Genomic DNA, 24,597 nt, shown 5'->3' with positions numbered 1-24,597 from the left:
CCGCACAGAGCAAGGGGCCCGGGGTCCGAGAGACCCGGGAGTCCGGAGAGAGGAGCGGGAGACACCCACATGCCCAAGAGCAAAGGCGCCGGCAAGAGCCTCGTACGCGCCAGCCTTGCCATCCACGAGCCCCCCGTCGGCACCAGCACCACGCCGGGCGGGCTCATCAGGACGTTCAACTTCGACTTCAACCCGGCGCAGTTGACCATCGGGCGCCGCGCCAACTGGACGGTGACGCCGACGGCCGACAACCGGGACGGCGCGATGCCGGAGTTCATGGGTTCGGAGCAGCGCCAGATGAGCGTGGAGATCTTCCTCGATTCCTCCGGCAGGCCCACGAGCAACCAGGTCCTGAAGAAGGTGCAGACGCTCCTCGACTGCTGTGGGGTGACCCCCAAGAGCAAGAAGGCCGACCAGCCGTCGCCGCCGTGGGTGATCTTCCAGTGGGGATCGTTCAAGACGGCTCGGTTCACTGCGTACGTCGCTTCCGTCGACGCCTCGTACACCCTCTTCGGCACCTCTGGCGTGCCCATCCGGGCCACCTGCCAGCTGCAGCTGCACGAGATCCCGAGCGACGCGCTCGGGCAGAACCCGACCTCCGGTGCGCTCACCGCACAGAGCGTGCACCGGGTCGTCGCCGGCGACTCGCTGCAGTCGCTGGCGTGGCGTGAGTACGGCGATGCCACGGTGTGGCGGGCCATCGCCGAGGCCAATGGCATCGACGACCCCTCCACCCTCACGTCCGGCACCGAACTGGTGCTGCCCGCAGCGCAGGAGGTGGGGCGCTGATGGCCGGTGTCGCGTTCTCCAGCGTCATGAAGGTGAAACTCGGCGGGGCCAAGCTCCCCGACGAGTACGCCCGGATGTTCGTCGACGGCTGGGTCGACCAGGGCGCCGGGGTGCCCGCCGCGTTCCGGCTCACCTTCCGCGACCCCCACCGTCTGCTCTTGAAGGACCTCAACGTGAAGTTCGGCACCGAAGTGGTGCTGACACCGGTGGCCGACGGGCAGGGCTCCGGCGAACCGCTCCTCACCGGCGAGGTCACCGCCCTGGAAGCCGACTACGACGGCACCGGCTCTTTCACGGTCATCCGCGGCTACGACCTCGGGCACCGTTTCCTGCGCCGGCGCCGCGTGGTCGCGTACGCGAACGAGACCGCTTCCTCGATCGTCAAGAAGCTGGCCGGGCTCGCGGGCGTGCCCATCGGGAAGATCGAATCCTCCAAGGGGAACTACGAGTTCATCAGCCAGGCCAACGTCACCGACTGGGACTTCATCGCCCGCCTGGCGGACGAGAACAAGATGGTGATGTCTCTGGACGCCAGGGGCAAGTTCAACTTCGTCTCGCCCAAGCCGTCCTCGGGTGCGCCGTCGCCGACCAGCGCTCGCAGCGAGAAGAACCCCCTCGTCCTGAAGTCCGGGACCGACATCCTGCGCCTGCGCACCTCCGTGACCGCCGCCGACCAGGTGGCCGAGGTGGAGGTGCGCGGCTATGACGTGGCCAACGCGCGGGAGATCGTGGAGACGTCGCGCCGCGCCAACAACCCCGTCTTCTCCATCGGTTCCTCGCCGAAGAAGGCAGCGGCCGCGTTCAAGAAGACCAAGCTCGTGCAGACCTCGATGCCCTACGACAAGCGGCCCGAGGTCAAGCACGCCGCCGACGCCCTGTTCGACGACGTGTCCTCCTCGTTCTCCGAGCTCGAGGTGATCGTCCACGGCAATCCCAAGCTGCGGCCCGGCGTGCCCGTGGCGCTCGCCGACGTCGGCTGGCCCTTCCAGGGCAAGTACACGACGACCTCCGTGCGGCACGTGTTCGGCAACGGTCAGCGCTACGAGTCGTGGGTGACCGTCAGCGGCCGGCAGTGGCGCTCGCTGTACGGGCTCACCTCGGGTGGTGCGGAGAGCGAGCCGCGGCTGCCCGGCGTGGCCAACGCCATCGTCACGGACGTCGACACCAAGGACGAACAAGCCCGCGTGAAGCTCAAGTTCCCGTGGCTGGACGACACTTACGTCAGTGACTGGACGCGCTGTGTGCACCTCGGCGGCAAGCGTGGCGGCGGCATCTTCCCGCTGGACGTGGGGGATGAGGTCCTGGTCGGTTTCGACCGGGGCGCGCTCGATCATCCCTTCGTGATCGGCGGGCTCTACAACGGCAAGGACAAGCCGACCAGGAACAAGGCGCCGCTGTATTCCGGGGCGCGCAACCAGGCCAGCCGTCACACCATCTCCGACCGCACCGGCAACCGCGTCGACCTGCTCAGCCAGCGTGTGGGGGCCAACCGGGGCGTGCGGGTCTCCACCGGCGACGACAAGCTGACCGTCAATCTGGACCGCGCCAAGACCGAGATCACCGTGGACAGCAAGGGGTCGGTCACCATCAAGGGCAGCCGCTCGGTGACCGTCCGGGCGGGGACGGACCTCACGCTGAGCGCCAAACGCAACGTGTCCATCCAGAGCGGCGGGATGCTCAGCCTGCGCGCCGGGAGCGCCGTCAACGTGAACGCGGGCGGCGGCGGATTCAGCGTCAACACCTCCTTCTTCAATGTGCGGGCGGCCGGCATGGCCTCCCTCGTCGCGACGGGCGGGGTCACGTTGAACACGGTCGGGGCGATGGCGCTCACCTCCGGCGCCACGATGGCCCTGAACTCGTCCAACATCGGGCTGAACGGTGTGGTCCTGGTCAACCGGAAACCCCTTCCCTTCTGATGGCCCCCGCGACTCTGATGGCCCCCGCGACCGCGCCGATGCTCGCGCTCATGCTCACACCAAGCAAGGACCGGTGATTTCCTGATGGCCGAACAGTTCGTCGGCTCCGGCTGGGCGTTCCCGCTGCGCATCGGCCCCACCGGAGGCATCGCCCTGGTCAGCGGGGAACGTGAGGTCGAGGAGGCCATCCGGCTGGTCCTCGCGACCGCCCCCGGCGAGCGGCCGATGCGCCCGGAGTTCGGCTGCGCCATCCACGACCTGGTGTTCGCGCCGGTCAACGAACAGACCGCGGGCCGCATCCAGCACGAGGTGTACCTGAGCCTGGACCGCTGGGAGCCGCGCATCGAGGTGCAGGAGGTCGAGGTCACCGCGGGCGAGGACCAGAGCGTGCTGTTCATCGACGTGCGCTACGCGATCCGCGGCACGAACAACCCGCGCAGCCTCGTCTTCCCCTTCTACGTCATTCCCTCCCACGAGGAGCCGGGGACCGCGGAGACGTCCGACGGCCCCGGTGCCTTCCCCGAAAGCGACCGCTGATGTCCCTGCAGAGCCCCAATCTCGACGACCGCCGCTTCCAGCAGTTCGTCGACGACGCCAAGCGCTACATACAGCAGCGCGCCCCGGAGTGGACCGACCACAACGTCTCCGACCCCGGCGTCACCCTCGTCGAGACGGTCGCGCACATGGCGGATCAGATCGTCTACCGCCTCAACCGCGTCCCGGAGAAGAACCACCTGGCCTTCCTCGACCTGGTCGGCATCACGCTGTTCCCGCCGTCCGCCGCCCGCACCGACGTCACCTTCTGGCTGTCCGCGCCCCGCGACGAGCCGGTGGCCGTGCCGGTCGGCACCGAGGTGACCACGCTGCGCACCGAGGCCGAGGATGCCGTCGTCTTCGCCACCGAGCACGACCTGCGCATCGTCCCGTGCATGCTGCGGCACCTGATGGTGCAGCGCAGCGGGGAGCCCGTCACCGACCGCACGGCCGACCTCGCCGAGGGCAGCGACGTACTGTGCTTCAGCGAGGCCCCGAGCCCCGGCGACTGCCTGCTGTTCGGCCTGACCGCCGCCGTGCCGCACTGCGCGGTCGCCCTTGAACTCGACAGCCGCGTCGACGGCGTGGGCGTCGACCCCCGGCAGCCCCCGCTGGTCTGGGAGGCGTGGACGGCGGACGGCTGGCAGCCGTGCGAGGTGCACAGTGACGGCACCGGCGGCCTCAACCGGCCCGGCGATGTGGTCCTGCACGTGCCCGGCGGTCACGTCCTGTCCCGCAACGGCGGCCACGAGGCGGGCTGGCTGCGCTGCCGCGTCACCGAGCCGCTGTCGGACCAGCCCTTCTACACCACCTCGCCGACGGTGCGTTCCAGCGACGCCTGCACGATCGGCGGCACCACCCCGGTCGTGCACGCGGACACGGTGTACGACGAGGCGCTCGGTGAGGCCACCGGGCTGCCCGGCCAGCGACTGCGGCTCGCCCACGCGCCCGTCGTCGGCGACGAACCGCCGGTGCTGCTGCAGACCGCAGAGCACAACGGCTGGGAGGACTGGCAGGTGGTCACGCACTTCGCCGAATCCCGCCCGGACGATCGGCACATCACCCTGGACGCGACCACCGGCGCCATCGCCTTCGGCCCCGCCGTACGCGAGGCCGACGGCTCCCTGCGCCAGTACGGCGGGATCGCCCCCAAGGGCGCCGTCATCCGTGCCCGCCGCTACCGCATCGGCGGCGGCCGTTCCGGCAACGTGGCCCGCGGCGCGATACGCGTGCTGCGCACCTCCATCCCGTACGTCACCGAGGTCGTCAACCGGGAGGCCGCCCGGGGCGGTGTCGACGGCGAGACGGTCGAGGAGGCGAAGGTCCGCGCTCCCATCACGCTGCGCGCCCAGGAGCGTGCCGTGACCCTGCGCGACTACGAGGAGCTTGCCCGCCGGGCCGCCCCGGAGACGGCCCGCATCACCTGCCTGGAGGGCAAGCCCGACGAGCACGGGGCGCACGCGGTGCGCGTCCTGGTCGTGCCGCAGGCGGTGGCCGATCCCGGCGGGCGGCTGCGCTTCGAGCAACTAGTGCCCGGTGACGCCCTGTTGGAGCGCATCACCCGTTACCTGGACGAGCGTCGCCTCATCGGGACCCGGCTGGCCGTCGGCCCGCCGTTCTACCAGGGCGTCACGGTGGTGGCCACGGTGCACGCGTTCCGCGGGGTGGAGACCGACCGCGTCCGGCGTGCCGCCCACGACGCCATCTACCGCCACCTCGACCCGCTGACCGGCGGCGCGGACGGCAGAGGCTGGCCCTTTGGCCGCCCCGTCCAGGCGGGCGAGGTTTTCGCGGTCCTCCAGCGGGTGCCCGGCGTGGAGTTGGTCGACGAGGTCGTCCTGCACCCTGCCGACCCGCTGACCGGCAAGCGCGGTGACCGCACCGACCGCATCGACCTGGAGCCGTCCGCCCTGGTGTTCTCCTTCGACCACCGTGTACGGGTGATCGGGGACGCCTCGTGAGCACGCATGCGCGGCATCCGCAGCGACAGCGGGGCGGCCGCTGATGAGGGGCTCCATCGACGGCCTCGGCTCCTCCGCGCCCATCGGGATGATGCTCCCGGCCGTCTTCGCCGACGACGCTCTGGCCCAGCATTTCGTCGCCGGCCTCGACGAGGTCCTGGCGCCGATCCTGAACGTCCTCGACTGCCTGGACACCTACTTCGACCCCGCGCTCACCCCGATCGACTTCGCCCAATGGCTCAGCATCTGGGTGGGCGCCGAGACGGACGGCATCGATTCCGAGGGGCGGCTGCGCGCCGCTGTCGCCGCCGCTGCCGCGTTGCACCGGGTGCGGGGCACGCGCCAGGGGCTGTCGGAGGCGGTGCGCCTGGCGTTCGGCACCACACCGGAGATCACCGAGAGCGGTGGCGCGGCGTGGAGCGCCCGCCCGCGTGGCCCGATCCCGGGTAGCCCCCGCCCCCACTTGCACGTGGCGCTGGGGCTGTCCGACCCGACACCGGCGGACACCCACCGCCTGGACGCGCTCGTCGCCGCCGCCCGCCCCGCACACATGCCTTATTCCGTCACCGTCACAGCCACCGCCAACGTCACCACCACCGAAAGGACCCTGGAGTCATGACCAGGCAGAACTGCACCGAGTGCGACGCCCGCGTGGAACCCGGTCAGTCGTTCTGCGACGCCTGCGGCGCCGTTCTCAGCTGGGATCCGGCCGGGGCGCGCTCGGGGGCGGCACCGGCCGCGGACTCCCACGCGGGCTCCGGGGCCGGGCCGGGGCACACCAGGTCCCCCGCCGCGGGCCCGGCCCCGGCCCCGGCCGCAGGTGGCCCGGTGCCGACCCCGGCCGCAGACCTGCGCGCCACCGACTCCGGCCTGCCCCGCCGGGCGGCGCCTCCAGAGCCCACGGCCACCCCAGCGCGCCAAGCCGCCCCGCGGAACCCGGACTTGACGGACACGGCGCCCAACGACCCAGTGGCGCCCGCGAACACCCCTGGCCCTGACACGGTCCGTTCCCTGCTCGTGCCCGTCTCGGACCCGCAGGCGGCGGCCCCGCCGCCCCCGGCCGTGAGCCCGGTTCTGCCCGGGCGGCCCGACGCCGAGCGCCCGCACGTGCGCGTGCCCGGACAGCAACCGCAGGCCGGCAACGGCCCGCCGTGCCCGTGGTGTGCCACCCCGAACCGCCCCGACCGGCACTTCTGCGCCCGCTGCGCGATGCCGCTCGCCGAGAGGCCGGACCATTCGTCCGCGCCCCTGCCGTGGTGGCGCCGCCTCATGGGCCCCGGCCGCAACCAGACGCCGTGGGCCGGTGAACGCCCCCGGCTGCGCCGCGTGTTCGACCACATCGGCACCTGGATCACCTGGGTCATCGTCCTGACGCTGCTCATCTTCGCCGCGGTGAACCTCTCCGACGGCATCCAGGCCACGCGCGACCACTTCGCCAAGCGCGCCCCCGTCGAACCGGACGAGATCCGCGCCTCGAACGCGTACGCCGGCCATGGAGCGAAGCTGGCCTTCGACAAGCTCAACAACACCTGGTGGGGCCCGGGGGTCGCGGAATCGGGTCAGGGCGAGTGGATCGAGGTGCGCTTCACCCGGCCGACCCGCCTCCTGGACGTCATCATCACGCCGGGCGTGTCCATCCGTGCCGACGAGCTCGGCAAGTCGGCCCTCCCGCACCGCGTCAAGGCCACGGTCACCAAGAAGGACGGCTCCACCGCAACCCGCGAACTCACCCTGGACCCGGGCCCGGGCGGGCAGCGTCGCTCCTTCCGCGTCGGCGAGGTCACCCGGGTGCGCTTCACCGTCGAGTCGGCCCACGCCGCGTCGGCCAAGAAGCAGGTGGCCATCGCTGAGGTCGAACTCTTCGGCCGATCCAGCGGCAGCCGAACCTGAGCAGCCGCGCCCTAGGGCGACGCTGACGGATTGCGTCTGAGTAACGTATTGATTCAGATGCTTGCACTTGTTGTTAAGTGGTGGCCTGCCTAACGTTCACGACATGAACCTCACCGTCCTCGCGGCCTCGGGCCGCACCGGAATGGCCCTTACCCGACAGGCGTTGCGTCGCGGTCACCTCGTGACCGCCATCGCCCGTGACCCCGAGCGGATCGCCCTGGCCGACTGCCCGAACCTGCGCAAAGTGGCGGGTGACGTGCACGACGCGGCCGGCATCGCCTCCGTGGTGGACGGAGATGCCGTGGTCCTTTCCGCGCTCGGCACGGACAGGCCCGGGATTCTTCTGACCGGCGCCCGGGCGGTCATCGCCGCCGGCCCGCGGCGCGTCATCTGGCTGGGCGCCTACGGCACGGGCAAGTCGGCCGAAGTGGCGGGGGAAGGCGCGGACGTCCTCGCCAAGGTGCTGGGCGACCGCCTCGCGGACAAGGTCGCAGCCGACCAGGCCGTTCTGGAAGCCGGGGGCACCGTCTTCCATGCCGGGATGCTCGCTGACGGGCCGGAAAGCCCGCGCCGACGCACGCTCGGTCTGGAAGCCGGACCTCCCTTTGACCTCGGAGCGAAGGTCAGCCGGGAAACCGTCGCCGCAGCGATGCTCGACGAAGCCGAAGCCCCTGGCTTCACCGGTGCCGTGGCCCTGCCATTGGAGGAGTAGGCGGAGTGGGTCAGCAGGTGGTGATCTCCTCCAGTGACGCCCGGACCTGCTCGCGGAGCCAGGCGTGGGCGGGGTCGGAATCGAAGCGCTGGTGCCAGTTGCAGTGGATCGTGGCAGTCGTGAACTCGACTGGCAGCGGCCGGGCGAGCAGGCCGAACGCCTCGATGAGCGGGCGGCCGAGGAGCGCCGTGCAGGTGACAAGGGCGTCACCACGGGCGGCGATCTGCAGGGCGGTGGACACCGTCGCCACCGCCGCGACCACCCGGCGTTGCAGTCCTTCGGCGGCCAGCACGTCATCGATCGGTGCGGTCAGGCGGCCACGCCGGGAGACCACCACATGCGGCTGCGACGCATAGGCGGCCAGGTCGAGTCCAGCGGCACATGGATGGTCCGCACGCATCGCCACGACGAGGCGGTCGTCACCGAGAGGCTCTGACCGGAACTCGGGCAGAGTGGGCCTGTCGCCACCGAGCTCCAGATCGACGCGGCCATGTCGCAGGTCATCCGTGTCCACGGCGTTCTCGGCCAGCACCCGCAGCCGCACCCCGGAGGCCCGCTGCTGAATCCTGCCGACCAGTACCGGCACCAGTGAAGCGGCCACCGCGTCGTGGCACTGGACCGTGAAGGTGCGATCCAGCTCGGCCAGGTTCAACTCCCGTACCGGAGAAAGCACGTCGTGCGCCTGCTGCACCAGTCGGTGAACCTCCTCCCGCACCGACACCGCGTACGGGGTGGGAGTCATCGAGTGGCCCGTGCGCACCAAGATGTCGTCCCCGGTGACGGCGCGAAGCCGGCCGAGGGTGCGGCTGACCGCGGGCGAGGACAGGTGCAGCCGCTCGGCCGCGCCCATCACGCTGCCCTCTTCGAGCAGGGCGTCCAGCACGGTCAGCAGATTCAAGTCCAATTGCATGGAAGTAAATCCTAGTCAGCCATAAATCCACTTCGATCAACCCGGAGGGTTTCATGAGTCAGGAACTGCTTGCCGCCACCGTCGCCGCCGTCCGCCAGGCCGGCGCCAGGATGATGACGCGCTATTCCACCGAGTCCCGTCAGCCGGGGCTCGCCGAACTGCTCGCGAACCTCCAGGCCAATGACGCGGCCGTGGTCGACGTGTTGCGTCCGGCCTTGGCCCGGGCCCTGCCGAGCGCGGGCTGGCTCAACGACGAACACGGATCGGGGCCGATGGCCCCCGGAGAGTGGTGGCTCATCGATCCGGTCGGCGGCAATGTCAATGCCGTGCACGGGATGCCCGACTGGAACATCGGCGTGAGCCTCGTCCGCGACGGCCGCCCGGTGCTGGCGGTGCTCTACTTCCCGGTCCGGGACGAGATGTTCACGGCGGTCGAGGGCGGCGGGGCGTTCCTCGACGGTATGCGGCTGCGGGTCTCGGCCAAGGCGTCGCTGGACGGCGCCCTGGCGGGGACCGGCCAGGCCCAGCCGGGGCACCACCCCGAGCTCGCCCGGCGGATGGGCACCGCCTTCACCGCGATGATGAACTCCGCCCTGTACGTGCAGGTCTCCGTACCGGTCACCGGCCAGCTGGCCCAAGTCGCGGCCGGGCGGATGGACTTGCACTGGCAGTTCGACCAAGTCCGGTCCCACGCGGCAGGTGTGCTGCTGGTCCAGGAGGCCGGAGGCGTCGTGACCGACCTTGAGGGCAAGGCGTGGGACCTGGCCGCCAGGAGCTACCTCGCCGCCGCGCCTGGCGTGCACGCGGCCGCGCTGGAAGCCCTGACTGCGACCGGCGAACCGGTCAGTTCCTGACTCCCGAGCGGGAGCGGCCGTTGTGGCGCAGGCGGAGCCGGCGGCGGGGGTGGGAGCGCAGCACGGGGTGGAGATCCCAGTTCCGTTCCAAGGCGACGCCCATGACGTAACCGGCGCCCGCACCGCGGAAGTAGTGGGCTCCAAGGTCGAGGTCGCGGTCGAGCGCGACAAAGTTGGAGGCGTTTTCCAAACGGCGGGTCTGTTTCTCGATGCGCCGGTCCACGCGCGCGCGGTAATACGCCGCGTTGCCCTCGCGTACCAGAGACACCGGGGTCACGCACCACAGCGGGATGAACGGAACCCGGCCCATGGTGGCATCCACAACCCGAACGGCACCGTTCTCGGCGCGCGGCACGATGTAGATGAACACCTGCGCCACGGACGCCGCGCAGTAGCAGATAGCCGCCAGGAGGAGCCACACCATCCACCACAGGGGCAGCAGCAGGAGAGTGAGGGGCAGCAGCAACAGCCAACGCAGTGGGGCCGGTCGAACAGGGAAGGGGCCCCAGGCGGGGTCGTCGAAGTCAGGCACGGGCGTTGCGTCCCCCTCGGTTCACCGCAGTGTGCGGGCATGCGCGCGTGAGTATATGTCGAGGGTTCACCACCATGGCCGACAGCGTCGACCGTCCGCTGTCGGCCATGGTGGTTCGTGCTACTTCAGGTGCCGGTCGAAGAACCGGCTCCCGTCCTCCAGCTCGAACCACGGGGTGCCGGTGTGCCCGCCGAGATTGGCGTGCAGCGTCTTCTCCTTGGTGGCGAAGGCGTCGAACAGATCCAGGGCCCGCTGCCGCGGGTTCCCTTCGTCGTCCCACTGCAGCAAGAGCAGCAGCGGGACGGTGATCTTCCGCGCCTCCTCGCGCTGGGCGTGGGGCACGTAACCCCCGGCGAAGAAGCCGGCGGCCGCGATGCGCGGCTCGATCGCGGCCAGCCGGATGCCAAGGGCGGTCCACCCCGAGTACCCGACGGGGCCGTTGATCTCGGGCAGCGAAAGGAGGGCATCCAAAGTGGTCTGCCATTCCGGGGCGGCCTTCTCGACCAACGGGCCGACGAGGGACTCGAAGATCCCGTCGACGGGCTCGCCGGCCTGCATCGCCCGGCGAAGGTCGGCGCGGACCTTTTCGTCAGCGGCGGAACGGGGCCGGTCGCCGCATCCGGCGGCGTCGATGGTGGCCACCGCGTAGCCGTGCGCCGCGGTGTGCCGGGCGCGGGCCACCAGCCGGGCGTCCCGCTTCGGCAGGCCGTTGTTGTGGGCCATCAGGACCAGAGGGGATGGAGCGGATGCCGGAGTCCACAGGGTGCCGGGGATCTCGCCGAGGATGAATTCGCGTTCGAGTACGCCGTCGTCGAGGCGCTGCTCGGAAGTGAAGTGCATGTCGGGCCTTTCGGGAGCTCGTGAACGGCGCTCCCGGACGACCTATCGCCCGACCGTGACCCCGGAGGGGAGCACCCATGTCGATTCTGCGTTCACGGGTACCACCTCCTCGTTCTCTCGCACGGCCTCCGGAAAATTAGCAGGGGGAGGCAGTGGACCGCCAACGAGTTTTCGCGAAGGCCCGTAAGCCTCCGAAGGGCCCGTGGCCGGATGCCACCTCGCCGTATTACTCGCGGTTCTCGCCTTACGCCGCACCGCTCGCGGCCACCGCACCTCATCCACGCGCGCACCACGGGCCATCTGGTGCCAAGGCGTCGAGGACGTCCAGCAGCTGCGGCGGCTCGACGGGGTCCGGCAGTGAGCCCAGATCCGACCACGCGATCCAGATGTGGGTGTCCAGGCTGACCTGCTCGTCGGGGAGCAGGCCGGTGCGCACCAGCGGTGGCTGGTTCTCGGTGAACCGGGCGACGAAGAAGTGTTCCGTGCCGGTGTACCGCGTGCCGTTCCACTGCACATCGCGGTCAACGGGCACGGACTGGTCCAGGACGGCGGCCGGGTCAAGTCCGGTCTCCTCGGCCAGTTCGCGTCGTGCGGCCATCAGTGGTGTCTCGTCAGACTCGATACCGCCACCGGGCGGCTCCCAGAGCCATGTGCCCTCGAACGGATCGCGCCAGCGCAGAAGCAGCAGGCGATGGGCAGCGTCCAGGCAGATGACCCGGGCGGCGGGCCGTTGCGTTGTCTCCACCGCCCTGACGCTACGCGGCACTTGAAATGCTGATCAAGCGCGATCGTCGTGCGGCGTCGGCCGTGGGGCCGGAGTCTGCGGGTGAGGTTCGCGGCGCGTCAACCGATGCGGAGTGTCGAGACACGAAGGCGTGTGCGTCATTTCGTCGTACTGACGGGGCCATCTCACGGTGCCCCGTGCGTCGTTGAGCTGATCATGGACCAAATCGGCATGGAGCAGGAAACGGGAGCGAAGGCGGCGGGAGGTTATTGGCTCGATTTTCCGCCGCGCGGCACCGCCGCGTGCGTGTGGTGTGTGGAGATGCGGGGGATTGTCTTGGACGCCGGGCGGCGTCTGCCGCGTGGCGCGACCAAGACGATGGGTGGCGTTTGGGTGTGGCTTCGACGGTTGTGGCGGACCGTGGTTCCGACACTGTGGGGAGCGACGGTGATCGTCGCGCTGGTGGCGGGGGTCTGGCGGGAAATCCCTTAGGGCTGCACAACGACAGGCCGAGCAGCCCTGCATCTCTGTAGCCCGTTGGAGAGCCGACCCCTCCTCGGCATCGGCCGCGGGTGACGCAGATGCCGCGGGTGACGCAGGCGCGAACCCTAAAGGTGAGCAGACCGTGGTGGTCCGAGCATGGGCACGAGGAACTGCCGGGCCACCGCACGCATCCGCTCGTCGTCATCGACATCGATGACCTGGCTGGGGACGACAAGGAAGGATGCCGAGACGCGGACCATCATCTCGGCCACGACATCGATATCCACCTCGCCCGAGACATGACCGGCCCGCTGCTCCTGGCGGAGCCGTTCGGCGACGAACTGCTGCACCACGGAAAGGGTGCGGCCGCCGTCGCCGGCCGTCGACAGGGTGACGGCGTCGGGCTCGACGGCCATGAGTCCACCGATGAGACGGTTGTGGCGGATGGCGCGCAAGGAGCTCACGAAGCCCAGGACGACTCGGTCGGAGACGGTCTCGGCGTTCTGGATCTCGCGGGTGAACTGGTCGAAGTAGCGCCGGAATTCGCGTCGTACGACGTGCTCGACCAGTGCTTCCTTGGTGGCGAAACGGCGGTAGACGGTGATGCGGGAGACGCCCGCGAGGCGCGCCACGTCCGCCATGGTGGAGCGTTTGATCCCCATGCGGCAGAACTGCTCGTACGCGGCGTCGAGCAGCCGCGCGGACACTTCGTCGTCCGGATCGGCCCCGTCGGCCCCGTCGCTGAACGCGAGTTCCAGCACTGAGGGGGAGCCGGAAGCAGGCCCCGTGAGGTCCGGCAGGACAGGTTCCACTACTGCCTCCCTGATTGCGTGAAGCCTCTGGTGTTCAAGCCCCGCGTGTGCTCCCCTGTTGATACAGAGATGCTCAATGCGTTTCATCGTACCAAGCGAACTGCGGAACCACAGAGCTGCCGGACTCACGGAGGAGTTCAGAGCAATGGATGGACTCAGTAGACGCAAGATGTTGACGGCGGGTGGTGCCCTGGGGGCCGTCGGGGCGCTGGGAGTGGCTTCGCCGGCCAGCGCGAGGCCGCTGTGGACATGGGCCCCGAGCAATTCGCTGGCGGGCGCGGGTGCGGGAGTTGACCCCGAGTGGGTGTGGGACGAGGAGGCCGACAATCTGATCGCCTCCGTGATCAACCGCGGTGACGTACCCAAGGTCAATGAACTGCTGCGTACCTGGACCCGCAACGACCAGGCGCCACCGGCCGGACTCCCGCAGGATGTACGGGAGTTCATGGACAGGGCGCGGCAACTGCCCGCGTGGGCGGACCGGGAGAAGCTCGAGCGCGGAGCCGCGTTCAACAAGTCCCGCGGCTTCTATCTCAATCTGCTCAACGGGGTGGGCGGCGGCATGCTGAGTACCGCCATCCCCAGGGAGGCGCGCTCGGTCTACTACTCCAAGGGCGGCGCCGACATGGAGGACCGCGTCGCCAAGACGAGCCTGCTCGGTTTCGCCATCGGGGACCTGAACGCCTACCGGCCCGACGGTGATGTCGTCGTGCACGCCGTCAAGACCCGCATGGTGCATGCGGCGGTGCGCCACCTGTTGCCGCAGTCCCCGGCCTGGGTACGCAACAGCGGCGGCCAGAAGATACCCATCAGCCAAGCGGACATCCTGGTCACCTGGCACAGCCTGGCCACCTACGCCATGCAAAAGCTCCTCGAGTGGAAGGTCCCCATCAGCTCCGCCGACGCCGGTGCCTACCTGCACGTGTGGCAGGTGACCGTGCACATGCTCGGGGTCCGCGACGAATACATCCCGGCCAGCTGGGAGGCGGCCAACTCCCAGTCCAAACAGGTCCTCGACCCGATCCTGACCTCCACCCGGGAAGGCGTGGAGCTGACCGACATCCTGCTGGGTCAGCTCGCCGAGCAGACCAGCCCCGGCGGCATCGACCGGCCCTTGTGCAACGCGCTCGGCCGGTACCTGGTCGGTGACCGTATCGCCGACATGGACGGTATCCCCAAGGAGCCGTTCTGGGACGGCGTCCTGGAAAGCATCTGGCCGAAGCTGGTGGCCTTCCGCGAGAAACTCATCCCCTTGCCGCTGGTGCCGCCGCTCGCCTGGACGCTCGACGAAGCGGCCCGCCAGTACATCCTGTTCTACCTCACCAAAGGCAAGGGCACCCACATCGAGATCCCCGACACCAACCGGCCGGGCACCAGCTGAAGGAGGAGTGTGCAGCGATGGATGAACTCAGCAGACGCAAGGTGTTGATGACGGGCGGAACCCTGGGCGCCGTCGGGGCGCTGGGCATGGCCTCGCCGGCCGGGGCGCGGTCCCTGTGGTCGTGGTCTCCGGCATCGTCGATCGCGGGCAAGGGCGCGGGGGCCGACCCGCAGTGGCTGTGGGACGAGGAGGCCGACCCGGTCCTGGCCGCCGTGCTCGACCGCGGTGAAGTGGCCAAGGTCAACGAGGTGTTACGGCAGTGGACCCGCAACGACCAGTCGCGCCCTGACGGACTGCCGGGTGATCTGCGGGAGTTCATGGAGCACGCCCGCCGGCTGCCGTCCTGGGCCGACCGCGCCGAACTCGACCGCGGCGCCCAGTTCAGCAAGACCAAGGGGATCTACGTGGGGGCGCTGTACGGCCTCGGCAGCGGTCTGATGAGCACCGCCATCCCCCGGGAGGCGCGGGCCGTCTATTACTCCAAGGGCGGTGCGGACATGAAGGACCGCATCGCCAAGACGGCGCGGCTCGGGTACGACATCGGGGACTTGGACGCCTACCAGCCGCAGGGCTCGATGATCGTGACCGCGGTGAAGACCCGGATGGTGCACGCGGCGGTACGGCATCTGCTGCCGCAGTCCCCGGCCTGGGTGCAGAACAGCGGCGGCCAGAAGATCCCCATCAGCCAGGCGGACATTCTGGTCACCTGGCACAGTCTGGCCACACTTGTCATGCGCAAGCTGAAAGAATGGGGTGTCCGGGTCTCCGATGGTGACGCCGACGCCTATCTGCACGTGTGGCAGGTGACCGCGAACATGCTCGGCGTCCGAGAGGAGTACATCCCGGCCACCTGGCAGGCGGCCGAGGCCCAGTCCAAGCAAGTCCTCGACCCGATCCTGGCCGCCACGACGGAAGGGAAGGCGCTGACCAAGGTTCTGCTCGACATCGTGGCCGAACTCGACGCCGGCCTGACCCGTCCGCTGATCAGCGCGTTCTCCCGCTACACGCTCGGCGACCGGGTGGGCGACATGATCGGCCTGTCCAAGGAGCCTGTCCTGACACCCCTGGTCGCCGGAGCCTGGCCGCTCCTTGTGGCCTTCCGCGAAAAACTGATCCCCCTCCCCGGCATCCCCGGGATCATGTGGACGCTGGAGGAGGCCATCCGCAAGTTCGTCCTGCTGTTCCTCGCCGAAGCCCGGCTGCCGATCTCCATCGACATCCCGGACATGAACCGCCCGTCCTGAAGCCCTGCGACATCCGGCGCGGCCGCGCCCGGTTGTCAGCCACGCCTGGGGTGGTGGCCCCCCGCCACCGCCCCAGGCAGTCCCCGCCGTACCCACGACCTCCGGAGCCGAGCCCGCACTTATGGAGACCACGTTGAGATCGCTCAGCAGCGATGCCACCACTCGACTCAGCCGACGAACTGCCGCAGGAGGCAAGCGGGGTAAGGGCGGCCATCGATGAACGGTGCTGATCGCGGGTCCGGACAACCGGCCTCGCGGGACTCGGGTCCGGGCAGACGCCGTTTCCTGGGTTACGTGCTGGCGGCGCCGACACTGGTGACCGCCGCCGAACTCATGCCGGCTGACCGAGCCCGCGCGCAGGTCCCCGCGGACGGGATCCCCTCGCCCGAGGTCACCGAACTGGTGGACCTCAACGACGTGATGACGGCCGCGGCCCTGCCGACCTCCGGCCTGATCACCGTCCGGGTGGACAACGACGGCACGGTGTCCTTCGCCCTGCCCCGGGCCGAGGTGGGGCAGGGCATCACCACGTCGACGGCCATGCTGATCGCCGAGGAGATGGACGTACCGCTCGCACAGGTACGGGTCACTCTGGCCGACGCGCGTCCGGAACTCGTCTTCAACCAGCTCACCGGCGCGTCCAACACCACCATCTCGACCTACACACCGATCCGGGTGGCCGCCGCCATCGCGCGCGGACGGCTGCTGCAGGCCGCGGCGGTCGAACTCGGGGCCGCTGTCGGCGACCTCACCATCCGAGCGGGGATCGTCACCGGCCCCGCGGGCAAGACCATCGCCATCGGCGCGCTCGCCGAGAAGGCCGCGGGCGTACGGACACAGCAGGTCACCGCCGAGCTCAAGCCGGCAGAGCAGTTCACCGTCATCGGCACACCCCAGCGCCGTATCGACGCCCTGGACGCGGTCACCGGGCGCAAGAAGTTCGCGATGGACCTGAGCGTCCCGGATGCCGCCCCGACCATGGTGTGCCGTCCCCCGACCATCAACGGCAAGGTCGGGTCAGTGACCAACGCCGGTGAGGTCCGCGCCATGCCGGGCGTCACCGACGTCGCGGTGATCTCGACCGGGGTGGCGGTGCGCGCCCGGACCTTCGGGCAGTGCATCGACGCCGTGCGCGCGCTGAAGGTGTCGTGGAAGGCGGGAACCGCCGAGGGCAAGTCCGACGCCACCGTGCTCAAAAGGCTGAAGGCCGCCGAAGTCCCGCTCGGGCTTCCGCCGTTGACCCCGTACGTGGAGGGCAGCTTCACCTTCCACTTCCGCAGCAACAGTGCCTTGGAGACCAACTGCGCCATCGCCGACGTGCGTTCCGACCGAGCCGAGATCTGGTCGAGCCTGAAATCGCCGATCGTGGCCAGGGAGACGATCGCCGCCAGACTCGGGCTGCCGCTCAAAGCCGTCACGGTGCACGTCACAGAAGGCGGCGGCTCGTTCGGGCGCAAACTCTTCTTCGACGCCGCGCTGGAAGCCGTCGAGATCTCCCGGATGATCGGCAAGCCGGTCAAACTCATGTGGCACCGCGCCGACGACTCCCGTCAGGGCCGCACCCACCCCATGGCCACCTCCCGCGTGCGCATCGCCTACCTCGGCGACACCGTCCTGAGCTACCGGCAACGCCACACCAGCGTGGCCACCGACCTCAGCCACGGCTTCGGGGAGATCCTCACCGCCATGGCGGCGAAGCTGCCCGTGGCCGACCTCGGATTCTCCGAGACCTTCTTCCAGCTCTCCCAGTCCATGCCGTACAACTTCGGAGTCCACAGCCGCCTCCTGAACGAGACCGACAAGAGTTTCAACACGGGCAGCATGCGCAACGTCTACTCGCCCGACGCCACCTGCGCCCGCGAGCTCCTCGTCGACGAACTGGCCTCGAAGATGGGCAAGGACCCCTACCGCTTCCGGCGCGACTTCCTCAAGGACAAGCGGGCCAAGGCGGTACTGGAGAAGGTCGCCGAGGCGGGACAGTGGGGCCGGTCGATGCCGGACGGCATGGCGCAGGGCATCGCGTTCCACTCCGAGTACCACGCCACCAGCGCCGTCCTGGTGGAGATCGACTGCCGGCCCGAGACCGTGAACCGCCCCATCCGCGACGGTGTCACCGGACCACGCGTCACCAAGGTCGTACTCGCCGTGGACGCCGGACTCACGGTCAACCCCCGCGGACTCGAGGCGCAGATGATGGGCTGCGCCATGGACGGCATCGCCCTGGCCCTGACCTCCAGCCTGCACCTGCGGGACGGCTACTTCCTGGAGGCCAGCTGGGACAACTACTTCTACACACGGCAGTGGAACACGCCACCCGAACTGAAGATCATCATCATGCCGGACACCAGCGAAAAGCCGGGAGGCGCAGGCGAGTTGGGGGTCTCGGCAGCCATGGCCGCGGTCGCCTGCGCCTACGGCCGTGCCACCGGCGCCATGCCCACCACCTTCCCCATCAACCACTCCACCCTCTCCTTCGAACCCAAGCCGACGACCCCGCCCATCCCTCCGTCCCCGGCCGACGGCCTGGACCACGCCTTCTGACCTGCCGCTGTGCCCCAACCCTGTCGCCACCGATGTAAGGAGCCCTCGTGCCCCAGCACACCTTCCGCCTCAACGGCGAGCAGGTCACCGTCGACATCGCCGAAGACGAACGACTGCTGTGGGTGCTGCGCGACGTCCTTGGCGTCACCGGCCCCAAGTACGGCTGCGGCATCAACGTCTGCAAGGCGTGCACCAGCCACCTCAACGGCAAGGCGGTCAACCCCTGCGCGATCCCGGTGGGCAACCTGCGGCCCACCGATGAGGTCACCACGATCGAAGGGCTGCCGGCCACGGTGGGCAAGGACCTGCACCCCATGCAGGAAGCATGGCTCGACCACGACGTGGCCCAGTGCGGCTACTGCCAGCCGGGTCAGATCATGGCCGCCGTCGCACTGGTCCGGCGAGCCGCGGAGGAAGGCCGCGAGATCAGCGAGGCGGACCTCGACGGAATCCGCAACATCTGCCGCTGCGGCACCTATGCCCGGATCCGCGAAGCCATCAGGTCGGGCGCCGCACGGATGTGAGGGCAGCCAGATGCAAGGAAGGTGGCTCGTGGTCGCCGTGCGATGACCGTGTGCAGGCAGCCACGCCCCGGTCCGGCTCGGCCGGCGAAAGCGGCGTAAATTTGTGCATGGGGGCGAGTGTGATGTTGCTCTGAGGAGGGACCATGACACTGGATCCCGCACGGCAGGAGGAATTCGCCGGCCTCGTGGTCGACGTACTCAACAAGGGCGTACTGGCCCTCCTCGTCAGCGCAGGCCACCAGACCGGCCTGTTCGACACGATGAATACGCTGCCGCCGTCGACGAGCGATGACATCGCCAAGGCGGCGCACCTCGACGAGCGGTACGTCCGCGAGTGGCTGGGCGGCATGGTCGTCGGCGGTTTCGTCGAATACGACCCCGAGGGGGCGCTGTACCTGCTGCCGCCGGAACACGCCGCCTCGCTGACCGAAGCCGCGGGCCCCGACAACCTCGCCGGCATGACGCCCTACATTGCGCTGATGGGCGAGGTGGAACAGCAGGTCGTCGAGGCGTTCCGGCACGGTGGAGGAGTCCCGTACTCGGCGTACCCCCGCTTCCAGGCGCTCCAGGCACGGGAGACGGGCCGGGTGTACGACGCGGCCCTCGTCGAGAGGATCATCCCGCTGGTCCCCGGCCTCACCGAGCGGCTGCGCGACGGCATCGACGCCCTGGATGTGGGCACCGGCCAAGGGCACGCGCCTCTCGTCCTGGCCCAGGCGTTCCCGCGCAGCCTCCTGCACGGCCTCGACCAGTCAGAGGAAGGCATCGAGGCGGCCCGCGAAGAGAGCGCGCGCCGCTCCCTGGACAACGTCCACTTCACCGTCGGCGACTCGACGCAGATCACCGGACGCTACGACCTGGTGACCGCCTTCGACGTCATCCACGACCTGGCCCGGCCGCAGGAGACCCTGAACGCCGTCGCTGCCTCCCTGCGCGAGGGAGGCACCTTCCTGATGGGCGACATCGCCGCGTCCAGCAATCTGGAGGAGAACCTCGACCACCCCTTCGCACCAGCCCTCTTCGGCTTCTCGGTCTTCTACTGCATGACCACGTCGCTGGGCGCCGGAGGAGCGGGCCTGGGCACGATGTGGGGCGAGCAGACCGCCCGCCGCATGCTCGGCGAGGCCGGCTTCACCGACATCCAGACGCGGTCGGTGGAAGGGGACCCCATAAACCTCTACTACGTGGCGACGATCAAGTCCCCATGAGCCGGACACGACCGCGACGATGCGTACCGTCCCCGGTGGTTGCGCCCGACCGTGGCGTGGCCCCGCCCTACCGGGTAACGTGGCGATCTTCGGTCGGCTGAAGCCGTACGGAGTCCTCGAAGGCCGAGTACATCTTGCATCTCGACTTGCATCGCGACGACCAGCCCGCAGCCCGCCGCCTCAGCGCCGCTCTGGAGAGCCTTTCGGTCTCCTTCCGTGGCATGACCGCGCGTCCGGATGAGCACAACTGCGAGTGTCACTGGGGCAGTCCGGAGGAGCTCGACCTTCTCAAGACGCCGGATGTGGAACTGGATCCAGACCTTCTGCGCAGGGCCTGGCAGGCCACCGACTGGACCGATCACGCGGCCGTCCTGCGCCGCATCCTGCCGCAGTTCGCCACGGCCCTGGTGGCCGGTCGCGTGGAACCCCTGTTCGGCTTGGAGGAGGCGGGCCACTCCTTCGCCCGCGGGCGATGGCAGCAGTGGCCCGAGGATCACGCAGCTCCGGTACGCGAATTCCTGCATGCCTGGTGGGCCGCGAGTCTCACCGATCCGCACGCGGCCGTCCCCGCGCACCAGGTCTTCGCGATGTGTGCCGAGGCGTCCGGAACCCTTCGGCCGTGGCTTGCCGCCTGGGAAGAGCAGACCGGGGACCTCAGCGACCGACGTCTGGCCGAGGCGGCCGCGCAGTGGGAGTACGACCTCCTGGGAGAGAGCCTGCCGTGGTACGTCGGCTGGTACGAGCACGACGAGGAGGAGATGCGCGCCGACCTGGTCACCTGGCTCATCGGCCACGCCGCGAAGCGGCTCCGGGAGTCGGGCGCATCGCAGGATCTGCAGCACCGGATACGGCTGCTCGGCCTCGCCGACGAGGACCGCTATACGGATCCGTACTGGCCTGGGCACCGCTACTAGCCGATCCGGGTGGTTCCGGACATGCGTGACAGAAGTCGGCACGTCCGAACGTGTGAGCCGGGACCGCTTGGTGGTGGGTTAGTCACCCGGGAGGAAGGGAAATAGGTGGGGCACACGAGCACCGCCCAAGCGAGGAGCCGTCATGTCCACCTTCGTGATCACTGTTCCCGGCACCTTCCTCACCGACGTCGATGAGGAGGCCCGCTCGGCGCTGGAGCGAGGCTTGGCTTCCCGGCACACGGAGGTGAGTGAGGGAGAGGGCCTGGATCTGCTCACGCTGAATGAGGGCGGCCGCTTCTCGATCCGTCTCGAAGTGAAGGCCGCGGACCGCTACGAGGCGGAACTGGAGGCCTCGAGGCTTGTCACGACGGCTTTGGAGGAAGCGGGCATCAACGTGGCGGATGCCCCACTCGGTCCGCCGGCCGTCACCGGCATCGACAGCGATCTCTGACTTGAGCGTCCGCCGCAGAGCCGACAGTCCGAACCAGCCGAACTGACACCACTCCGCCCCCCTGCGTGCCTTCACCGACCGCAGCCCCCGCTTGCCTGCCCGCAGCGGGGTATCGCGGCGCGCGCCGCTGAATCCCCCGGGGCCGCCAACGGACGGTTCCCTACCGGCGTCCTGCCTGGGCTTTTCAGGCACGCCTGCAAAGCATGGCCCTCCACGCCGATGCCGGTCAGGCTGTGTGCCGCGGAACGCTTCAGCATCTGGTCCGCACGTCCGTAATCGACATCTCAGGGGGAACTGGTCTCATGCGCATTCGGTTGAAGACAGGAAGTGCCGCAGTCGCTCTGGGCGCCGTTGTAGCGCTCGGCGGCGCATCGAACAGCGCTCCGGCGGCAGGCGAGGTGGAACTGGGCCGGGTGCTGCCGGTGGCGGGAACGTGCCCGTACAGCGGGAGCCACCCCGAACTGACCCGCAGCGAGGCTTACTCGTCCGCGGTCAAGCACGCCCAGTGTCTGTGGAACACCCAGAACGGTTTGCACGGCGGCCGCAAGCTGATCAACCAGGACGGGTACTTCGGTTCGGACACCTACTCGGTCATGCGCAAGATCCAGAGTGCGTGCGGAATCACCGTGGACGGGATCGTGGGCCCGAAGACCTGGAAGTGCCTGCACCCGGACCAGTCCCCGAACCCGAAGTACAAGGAAGGCGTGTGGCCCGTCGACTAGAGCGTGGGGTCGTCGAAAGTGGCTGGTTGTGAGTGTGTGGCCTGTGCTTCGATGCCGGAGTGAACAAAGAGAGCTTCGGAACCGCCGAGCGGAAGCCGGGCCGCCAGGTCCGGCGGAGGACTGATGGTGACATCGGGGCGTGCGTAAGGGTCCTGGAGGAAGTCCATCATCACGACGGCTATCCGGTGAACTGGCCCGAGCAGCCCGGCGGTTGGCTGTCGAGTGCTTCCCTGCTGGGGGCTTGGGTCGCCGAGCTTGACGGCCGACTCGTCGGCCACGTCAGCTTGTCCCACAGCGGCGAAGGCGATCTGGCCCCCGGATTGTGGAGCGAGCGAAACGGGACGCGGAGGGATTTGACCGCGGTGGTCAGCCGGCTGTTCGTCGCCCCGCAGGCGAGGGGGCACGGGATCGGCGCACTGCTGCTCGGCCGAGCCGAGGAGACGGCGCGACAGAGTGGTCTCCACCCGGTGCTCGACGTCGTGGCTTCCGACACTGCTGCGGCAGCCCTTTATGAGCGGTTGGGCTGGAAACGCCTGGCCACGCTCGAGCAGCGGTGGAGCCCGCACCAGACGGTGACTGTCCACTGCTACGCGGTATCATCGTGACGCGGCCGGCCCCTGCTATTTGGTGCTCGCCGCCACGAGGACGGTCGCCTCGCAGTGAACGTGAGTGCGCCTCGGAGCCGACGGGTGGACTTCCGTAAGGAGAGGCTCAGATGCCGCCCTCGGGCACCCATGTCCAGGCGTCGCCGCCGATTTCGTGCGAAGGGTCGTCGCTGTCCGGCCAGCCGAGTGCGCCACTGGCGTGCAGGGCGGGTCGGTGGCCGAAGACGGTGCCGCCGCTGTTGAGCGCGGCTGCGATCTGCTGGATGTAGTCGAGCAGAGTGCCGAACTCGAACTCCATTTCTCCCGCATCGGCCCATGCGCCTATCTGCCCGTCCCGGGGATCGACGAAGAAGCCGGACATGGAGGAATCGAGGGTGTCGGCGGCGAAGGGGATGAGCCGGTCGTACTCCTCTTCGACGCCTTGATGCACCGGATGCTGCAACATCACTTCGTCGAGGGGGAGCCAGGCGAAGCCGGTGTGGATTCCGGGGCCGGGCAGGAAGAGAGCAGCAGCCCACTGCGCCTCCCACGCGCGGGTAGCGTCGTCGGCGGGCGCGGGCAGGGGCCCGTCGATGTGCGGGTGTTGCCCGAACTGGTCCTGGTCGTGGCCCCGGCTGCCATCGTGCAACAGATAGAGCGCCTTGAGAGCCGGGGGGAGGGGGCGGCCCATCGTGGCCTCGCACCTCTCGATCCGATCCGGGGCGGCGGGCGGGTTGAGCATGGCGTACGACGCGGGTGCGTGGCGCTCCATCCACATCTCGATCTGCTTCCACGCTCGCTGCACACGTATGAATTCGTCGCTGCTGGTCACGCCGGTGAGCGTATCTGTCGTGGCGGAGTGCCACGTCGCCAGTCGCGGGACAGCCCGAGACCCCGGCCCGAGACGGCCCCACCCCTCCCGTGACGGCCGTGGCAGCTAGCCTTCCGTTTGGGATGTTGCACGCCGGTCGCCGTACGGGTGCGGCAACCGACGATGAGGAGCTGAGCCATGACGACCACCGCCCGGGCCACCTTGCAGCACGAGGACGAGCGGGTACGGGTCACCCGCTGGGATTTCGAGCCCCAGGAGAGCACGGGCCGTCACGTGCATGAGTATGAGTACGTCGTGGTGCCCGTCACCGACGGACGCACCAACGTGATCAGTCCCGATGGCACCGTCATTTCCTCGCAACTGCAGGCGGGCCAGTCCTACGCACGCCCGGCCGGCGGCGAACACGAGGTTGTCAACGCCGGCGATGCACCCTTGGCCTTCGTCGAGATCGAGATGAAGTAGTTCCCGAGCCGACGGAGGCCGGTCAGGCGCCGAGCCGGGGCCCGGTGCTCCCGCAGGTCTGGCGGGCCCGGCCGTTCGGGCGTGGCCTCGGTGAGGGTTCTGGCGACCAGGGCCACATGCACGTCGGTGGGTCCCTCAGGCAGTGGTCGGGCGCTCGCGCAGCAACAGCACGCCGGTCACGGCGACCGCGGCCGCGGTCAGACCGTGGACGCCGTAGGCGGTGGCCGCCGAGCCGCCTTCGGTCAACACCACCACCATGTCGCCGACCGGGACAACGGCCATGGCCGCCATCGCCAGACCGAGCGCCTTGCGCTGCCCGGCCAGCAGCAGCGCGAGTATCACCAGTCCGAAGCCGATGTCTCGCATGCCCTTGACCGCCAGGAATCCCTCGCCCTGGTCATGTGGCCAGGTCGGCAGCCCGAAGCCTTCGGCCGATGCCTGCGGGTCGAAGAGAAAAAGGGCCCCGATGTAGAGGAGGAACAGGCCGCCGAGGGCGGCGAGGACGGTGGCGAGGCGCTTCATGGTCATGGCGGATCTCCTGAGGATGTCGTACAGCGGACAAAAGGGAATGGGATCGACGGCGGGCATCGCCTCGCATTGACTCGCGAGGCATCGCAAGGGCGTCACCGGCAGGAGGGAGCGAGCGGACAGAGTTGTCCAACGGCTTGGGAAGGAGCAGTTGTCCGGCCTTGTTCGACCGCGGCAGCAATCCGGGCGCTCTCGCCTCCGCGGGCGCCGTGCGGACCAATGCCGCCTGTCTGCGCCATCGGACAGCCT

Annotated in this window: 25 protein-coding genes; 18 read left to right on the top strand and 7 right to left on the bottom strand. The window is 69.3% G+C overall.

Features of this window, described 5'->3' with window-relative positions; all coding sequences use genetic code 11:
- Positions 1-69 precede the first annotated feature (69 nt).
- The 7 genes from ACWD02_RS07780 to ACWD02_RS07750 all read left to right on the top strand — a co-directional run bounded on the left by ACWD02_RS07780 (position 70) and on the right by ACWD02_RS07750 (position 7,802).
- Entirely contained in the window at positions 70-789 is a 720-nt protein-coding gene (locus ACWD02_RS07780) for a CIS tube protein (protein ID WP_451205802.1), read from the top strand.
- Positions 789-2,705, top strand: coding sequence for a VgrG-related protein (locus ACWD02_RS07775; protein ID WP_451205798.1), 1,917 nt, complete (start codon positions 789-791; stop codon positions 2,703-2,705). The genes ACWD02_RS07780 and ACWD02_RS07775 overlap by 1 nt, the downstream gene beginning before the upstream one ends.
- Positions 2,706-2,789: 84 nt before the next feature.
- A complete protein-coding gene (locus ACWD02_RS07770; RefSeq protein ID WP_451205795.1) occupies positions 2,790-3,242 on the top strand; it encodes a GPW/gp25 family protein in 453 nt (150 codons plus the stop codon).
- Complete coding sequence (locus ACWD02_RS07765; protein WP_451205793.1) at positions 3,242-5,200, top strand: putative baseplate assembly protein; 1,959 nt, start codon at positions 3,242-3,244, stop codon at positions 5,198-5,200. The genes ACWD02_RS07770 and ACWD02_RS07765 overlap by 1 nt, the downstream gene beginning before the upstream one ends.
- Positions 5,201-5,243: 43 nt before the next feature.
- On the top strand, positions 5,244-5,819 hold the full coding sequence (locus ACWD02_RS07760) for a phage tail protein (RefSeq protein ID WP_451205790.1): 576 nt from the start codon (positions 5,244-5,246) through the stop codon (positions 5,817-5,819).
- Positions 5,816-7,090 (top strand): NADase-type glycan-binding domain-containing protein, encoded by a 1,275-nt coding sequence (locus ACWD02_RS07755; protein ID WP_451205787.1) that lies wholly within the window; start codon positions 5,816-5,818, stop codon positions 7,088-7,090. The genes ACWD02_RS07760 and ACWD02_RS07755 overlap by 4 nt, the downstream gene beginning before the upstream one ends.
- A gap of 103 nt (positions 7,091-7,193) precedes the next feature.
- Positions 7,194-7,802 (top strand): NAD(P)-dependent oxidoreductase, encoded by a 609-nt coding sequence (locus ACWD02_RS07750; protein ID WP_451205785.1) that lies wholly within the window; start codon positions 7,194-7,196, stop codon positions 7,800-7,802.
- A 10-nt stretch (positions 7,803-7,812) separates the two neighbouring features.
- Here ACWD02_RS07750 and ACWD02_RS07745 read toward each other — a convergent pair whose 3' ends face one another.
- Positions 7,813-8,712, bottom strand: coding sequence for a LysR family transcriptional regulator (locus ACWD02_RS07745; protein ID WP_451205782.1), 900 nt, complete (start codon positions 8,710-8,712; stop codon positions 7,813-7,815).
- Between the two features lie 53 nt (positions 8,713-8,765).
- Here ACWD02_RS07745 and ACWD02_RS07740 point away from each other — a divergent pair, with 53 nt between their 5' ends.
- A complete protein-coding gene (locus ACWD02_RS07740) occupies positions 8,766-9,566 on the top strand; it encodes an inositol monophosphatase family protein (protein ID WP_451205779.1) in 801 nt (266 codons plus the stop codon).
- Here the strand turns inward: ACWD02_RS07740 and ACWD02_RS07735 are convergent.
- The 4 genes from ACWD02_RS07735 to ACWD02_RS07720 all read right to left on the bottom strand — a co-directional run bounded on the left by ACWD02_RS07735 (position 9,556) and on the right by ACWD02_RS07720 (position 12,957).
- Positions 9,556-10,098, bottom strand: a complete 543-nt coding sequence (locus ACWD02_RS07735; protein WP_451205776.1) for a hypothetical protein — start codon at positions 10,096-10,098, stop codon at positions 9,556-9,558. The genes ACWD02_RS07740 and ACWD02_RS07735 overlap by 11 nt on opposite strands.
- Positions 10,099-10,218: 120 nt before the next feature.
- Positions 10,219-10,938 (bottom strand): dienelactone hydrolase family protein, encoded by a 720-nt coding sequence (locus ACWD02_RS07730; protein ID WP_451205773.1) that lies wholly within the window; start codon positions 10,936-10,938, stop codon positions 10,219-10,221.
- A gap of 274 nt (positions 10,939-11,212) precedes the next feature.
- Entirely contained in the window at positions 11,213-11,683 is a 471-nt protein-coding gene (locus tag ACWD02_RS07725) for an NUDIX domain-containing protein (RefSeq protein WP_451205771.1), read from the bottom strand.
- Between the two features lie 587 nt (positions 11,684-12,270).
- Entirely contained in the window at positions 12,271-12,957 is a 687-nt protein-coding gene (locus ACWD02_RS07720) for a TetR/AcrR family transcriptional regulator (RefSeq protein WP_451205768.1), read from the bottom strand.
- A 145-nt stretch (positions 12,958-13,102) separates the two neighbouring features.
- Between ACWD02_RS07720 and ACWD02_RS07715 the strand changes: the two genes are divergently transcribed.
- The 9 genes from ACWD02_RS07715 to ACWD02_RS07675 all read left to right on the top strand — a co-directional run bounded on the left by ACWD02_RS07715 (position 13,103) and on the right by ACWD02_RS07675 (position 22,547).
- A complete protein-coding gene (locus ACWD02_RS07715) occupies positions 13,103-14,338 on the top strand; it encodes an oxygenase MpaB family protein (RefSeq protein WP_451205765.1) in 1,236 nt (411 codons plus the stop codon).
- Positions 14,339-14,355: 17 nt separating this feature from the next.
- On the top strand, positions 14,356-15,582 hold the full coding sequence (locus ACWD02_RS07710; RefSeq protein ID WP_451205762.1) for an oxygenase MpaB family protein: 1,227 nt from the start codon (positions 14,356-14,358) through the stop codon (positions 15,580-15,582).
- A gap of 216 nt (positions 15,583-15,798) precedes the next feature.
- Complete coding sequence (locus ACWD02_RS07705; protein WP_451205760.1) at positions 15,799-18,123, top strand: molybdopterin cofactor-binding domain-containing protein; 2,325 nt, start codon at positions 15,799-15,801, stop codon at positions 18,121-18,123.
- Positions 18,124-18,170: 47 nt separating this feature from the next.
- Complete coding sequence (locus ACWD02_RS07700) at positions 18,171-18,647, top strand: (2Fe-2S)-binding protein (RefSeq protein ID WP_451205758.1); 477 nt, start codon at positions 18,171-18,173, stop codon at positions 18,645-18,647.
- 143 nt (positions 18,648-18,790) lie between these two features.
- Positions 18,791-19,855, top strand: coding sequence for a class I SAM-dependent methyltransferase (locus ACWD02_RS07695; RefSeq protein ID WP_451205755.1), 1,065 nt, complete (start codon positions 18,791-18,793; stop codon positions 19,853-19,855).
- A 146-nt stretch (positions 19,856-20,001) separates the two neighbouring features.
- A complete protein-coding gene (locus ACWD02_RS07690) occupies positions 20,002-20,769 on the top strand; it encodes a hypothetical protein (RefSeq protein ID WP_451205752.1) in 768 nt (255 codons plus the stop codon).
- A gap of 142 nt (positions 20,770-20,911) precedes the next feature.
- Entirely contained in the window at positions 20,912-21,220 is a 309-nt protein-coding gene (locus ACWD02_RS07685; protein WP_451205750.1) for a hypothetical protein, read from the top strand.
- A 302-nt stretch (positions 21,221-21,522) separates the two neighbouring features.
- A complete protein-coding gene (locus ACWD02_RS07680; RefSeq protein ID WP_451205748.1) occupies positions 21,523-21,942 on the top strand; it encodes a peptidoglycan-binding domain-containing protein in 420 nt (139 codons plus the stop codon).
- Between the two features lie 59 nt (positions 21,943-22,001).
- A complete protein-coding gene (locus tag ACWD02_RS07675) occupies positions 22,002-22,547 on the top strand; it encodes an N-acetyltransferase family protein (RefSeq protein WP_451205746.1) in 546 nt (181 codons plus the stop codon).
- 106 nt (positions 22,548-22,653) lie between these two features.
- On the opposite strand, the gene ACWD02_RS07670 is transcribed toward ACWD02_RS07675, so the two are convergent.
- A complete protein-coding gene (locus ACWD02_RS07670) occupies positions 22,654-23,358 on the bottom strand; it encodes an SMI1/KNR4 family protein (protein ID WP_451205744.1) in 705 nt (234 codons plus the stop codon).
- Between the two features lie 177 nt (positions 23,359-23,535).
- Here ACWD02_RS07670 and ACWD02_RS07665 point away from each other — a divergent pair, with 177 nt between their 5' ends.
- Entirely contained in the window at positions 23,536-23,820 is a 285-nt protein-coding gene (locus tag ACWD02_RS07665; protein WP_451205742.1) for a cupin domain-containing protein, read from the top strand.
- Positions 23,821-23,955: 135 nt separating this feature from the next.
- On the opposite strand, the gene ACWD02_RS07660 is transcribed toward ACWD02_RS07665, so the two are convergent.
- Entirely contained in the window at positions 23,956-24,348 is a 393-nt protein-coding gene (locus tag ACWD02_RS07660) for a DUF4267 domain-containing protein (protein WP_451205739.1), read from the bottom strand.
- Positions 24,349-24,597: the final 249 nt, after the last annotated feature.

It is taken from the genome of Streptomyces sp. NPDC002853 (assembly GCF_053591915.1).
Note: the sequence above shows the minus strand (reverse complement) of the source record. Positions and strands in the feature narration are given on the sequence as shown.

Coding starts and splice junctions, on each gene's coding strand:
- ACWD02_RS07780 (WP_451205802.1), top strand. CDS start 70: ATGCCCAAGAGCAAAGGCGCCGGCAAGAGCCTCGTACGCGCCAGCCTT.
- ACWD02_RS07775 (WP_451205798.1), top strand. CDS start 789: ATGGCCGGTGTCGCGTTCTCCAGCGTCATGAAGGTGAAACTCGGCGGG.
- ACWD02_RS07770 (WP_451205795.1), top strand. CDS start 2,790: ATGGCCGAACAGTTCGTCGGCTCCGGCTGGGCGTTCCCGCTGCGCATC.
- ACWD02_RS07765 (WP_451205793.1), top strand. CDS start 3,242: ATGTCCCTGCAGAGCCCCAATCTCGACGACCGCCGCTTCCAGCAGTTC.
- ACWD02_RS07760 (WP_451205790.1), top strand. CDS start 5,244: ATGAGGGGCTCCATCGACGGCCTCGGCTCCTCCGCGCCCATCGGGATG.
- ACWD02_RS07755 (WP_451205787.1), top strand. CDS start 5,816: ATGACCAGGCAGAACTGCACCGAGTGCGACGCCCGCGTGGAACCCGGT.
- ACWD02_RS07750 (WP_451205785.1), top strand. CDS start 7,194: ATGAACCTCACCGTCCTCGCGGCCTCGGGCCGCACCGGAATGGCCCTT.
- ACWD02_RS07745 (WP_451205782.1), bottom strand. CDS start 8,712: ATGCAATTGGACTTGAATCTGCTGACCGTGCTGGACGCCCTGCTCGAA.
- ACWD02_RS07740 (WP_451205779.1), top strand. CDS start 8,766: ATGAGTCAGGAACTGCTTGCCGCCACCGTCGCCGCCGTCCGCCAGGCC.
- ACWD02_RS07730 (WP_451205773.1), bottom strand. CDS start 10,938: ATGCACTTCACTTCCGAGCAGCGCCTCGACGACGGCGTACTCGAACGC.
- ACWD02_RS07715 (WP_451205765.1), top strand. CDS start 13,103: ATGGATGGACTCAGTAGACGCAAGATGTTGACGGCGGGTGGTGCCCTG.
- ACWD02_RS07710 (WP_451205762.1), top strand. CDS start 14,356: ATGGATGAACTCAGCAGACGCAAGGTGTTGATGACGGGCGGAACCCTG.
- ACWD02_RS07705 (WP_451205760.1), top strand. CDS start 15,799: ATGAACGGTGCTGATCGCGGGTCCGGACAACCGGCCTCGCGGGACTCG.
- ACWD02_RS07695 (WP_451205755.1), top strand. CDS start 18,791: ATGACACTGGATCCCGCACGGCAGGAGGAATTCGCCGGCCTCGTGGTC.
- ACWD02_RS07685 (WP_451205750.1), top strand. CDS start 20,912: ATGTCCACCTTCGTGATCACTGTTCCCGGCACCTTCCTCACCGACGTC.
- ACWD02_RS07680 (WP_451205748.1), top strand. CDS start 21,523: ATGCGCATTCGGTTGAAGACAGGAAGTGCCGCAGTCGCTCTGGGCGCC.
- ACWD02_RS07665 (WP_451205742.1), top strand. CDS start 23,536: ATGACGACCACCGCCCGGGCCACCTTGCAGCACGAGGACGAGCGGGTA.
- ACWD02_RS07660 (WP_451205739.1), bottom strand. CDS start 24,348: ATGACCATGAAGCGCCTCGCCACCGTCCTCGCCGCCCTCGGCGGCCTG.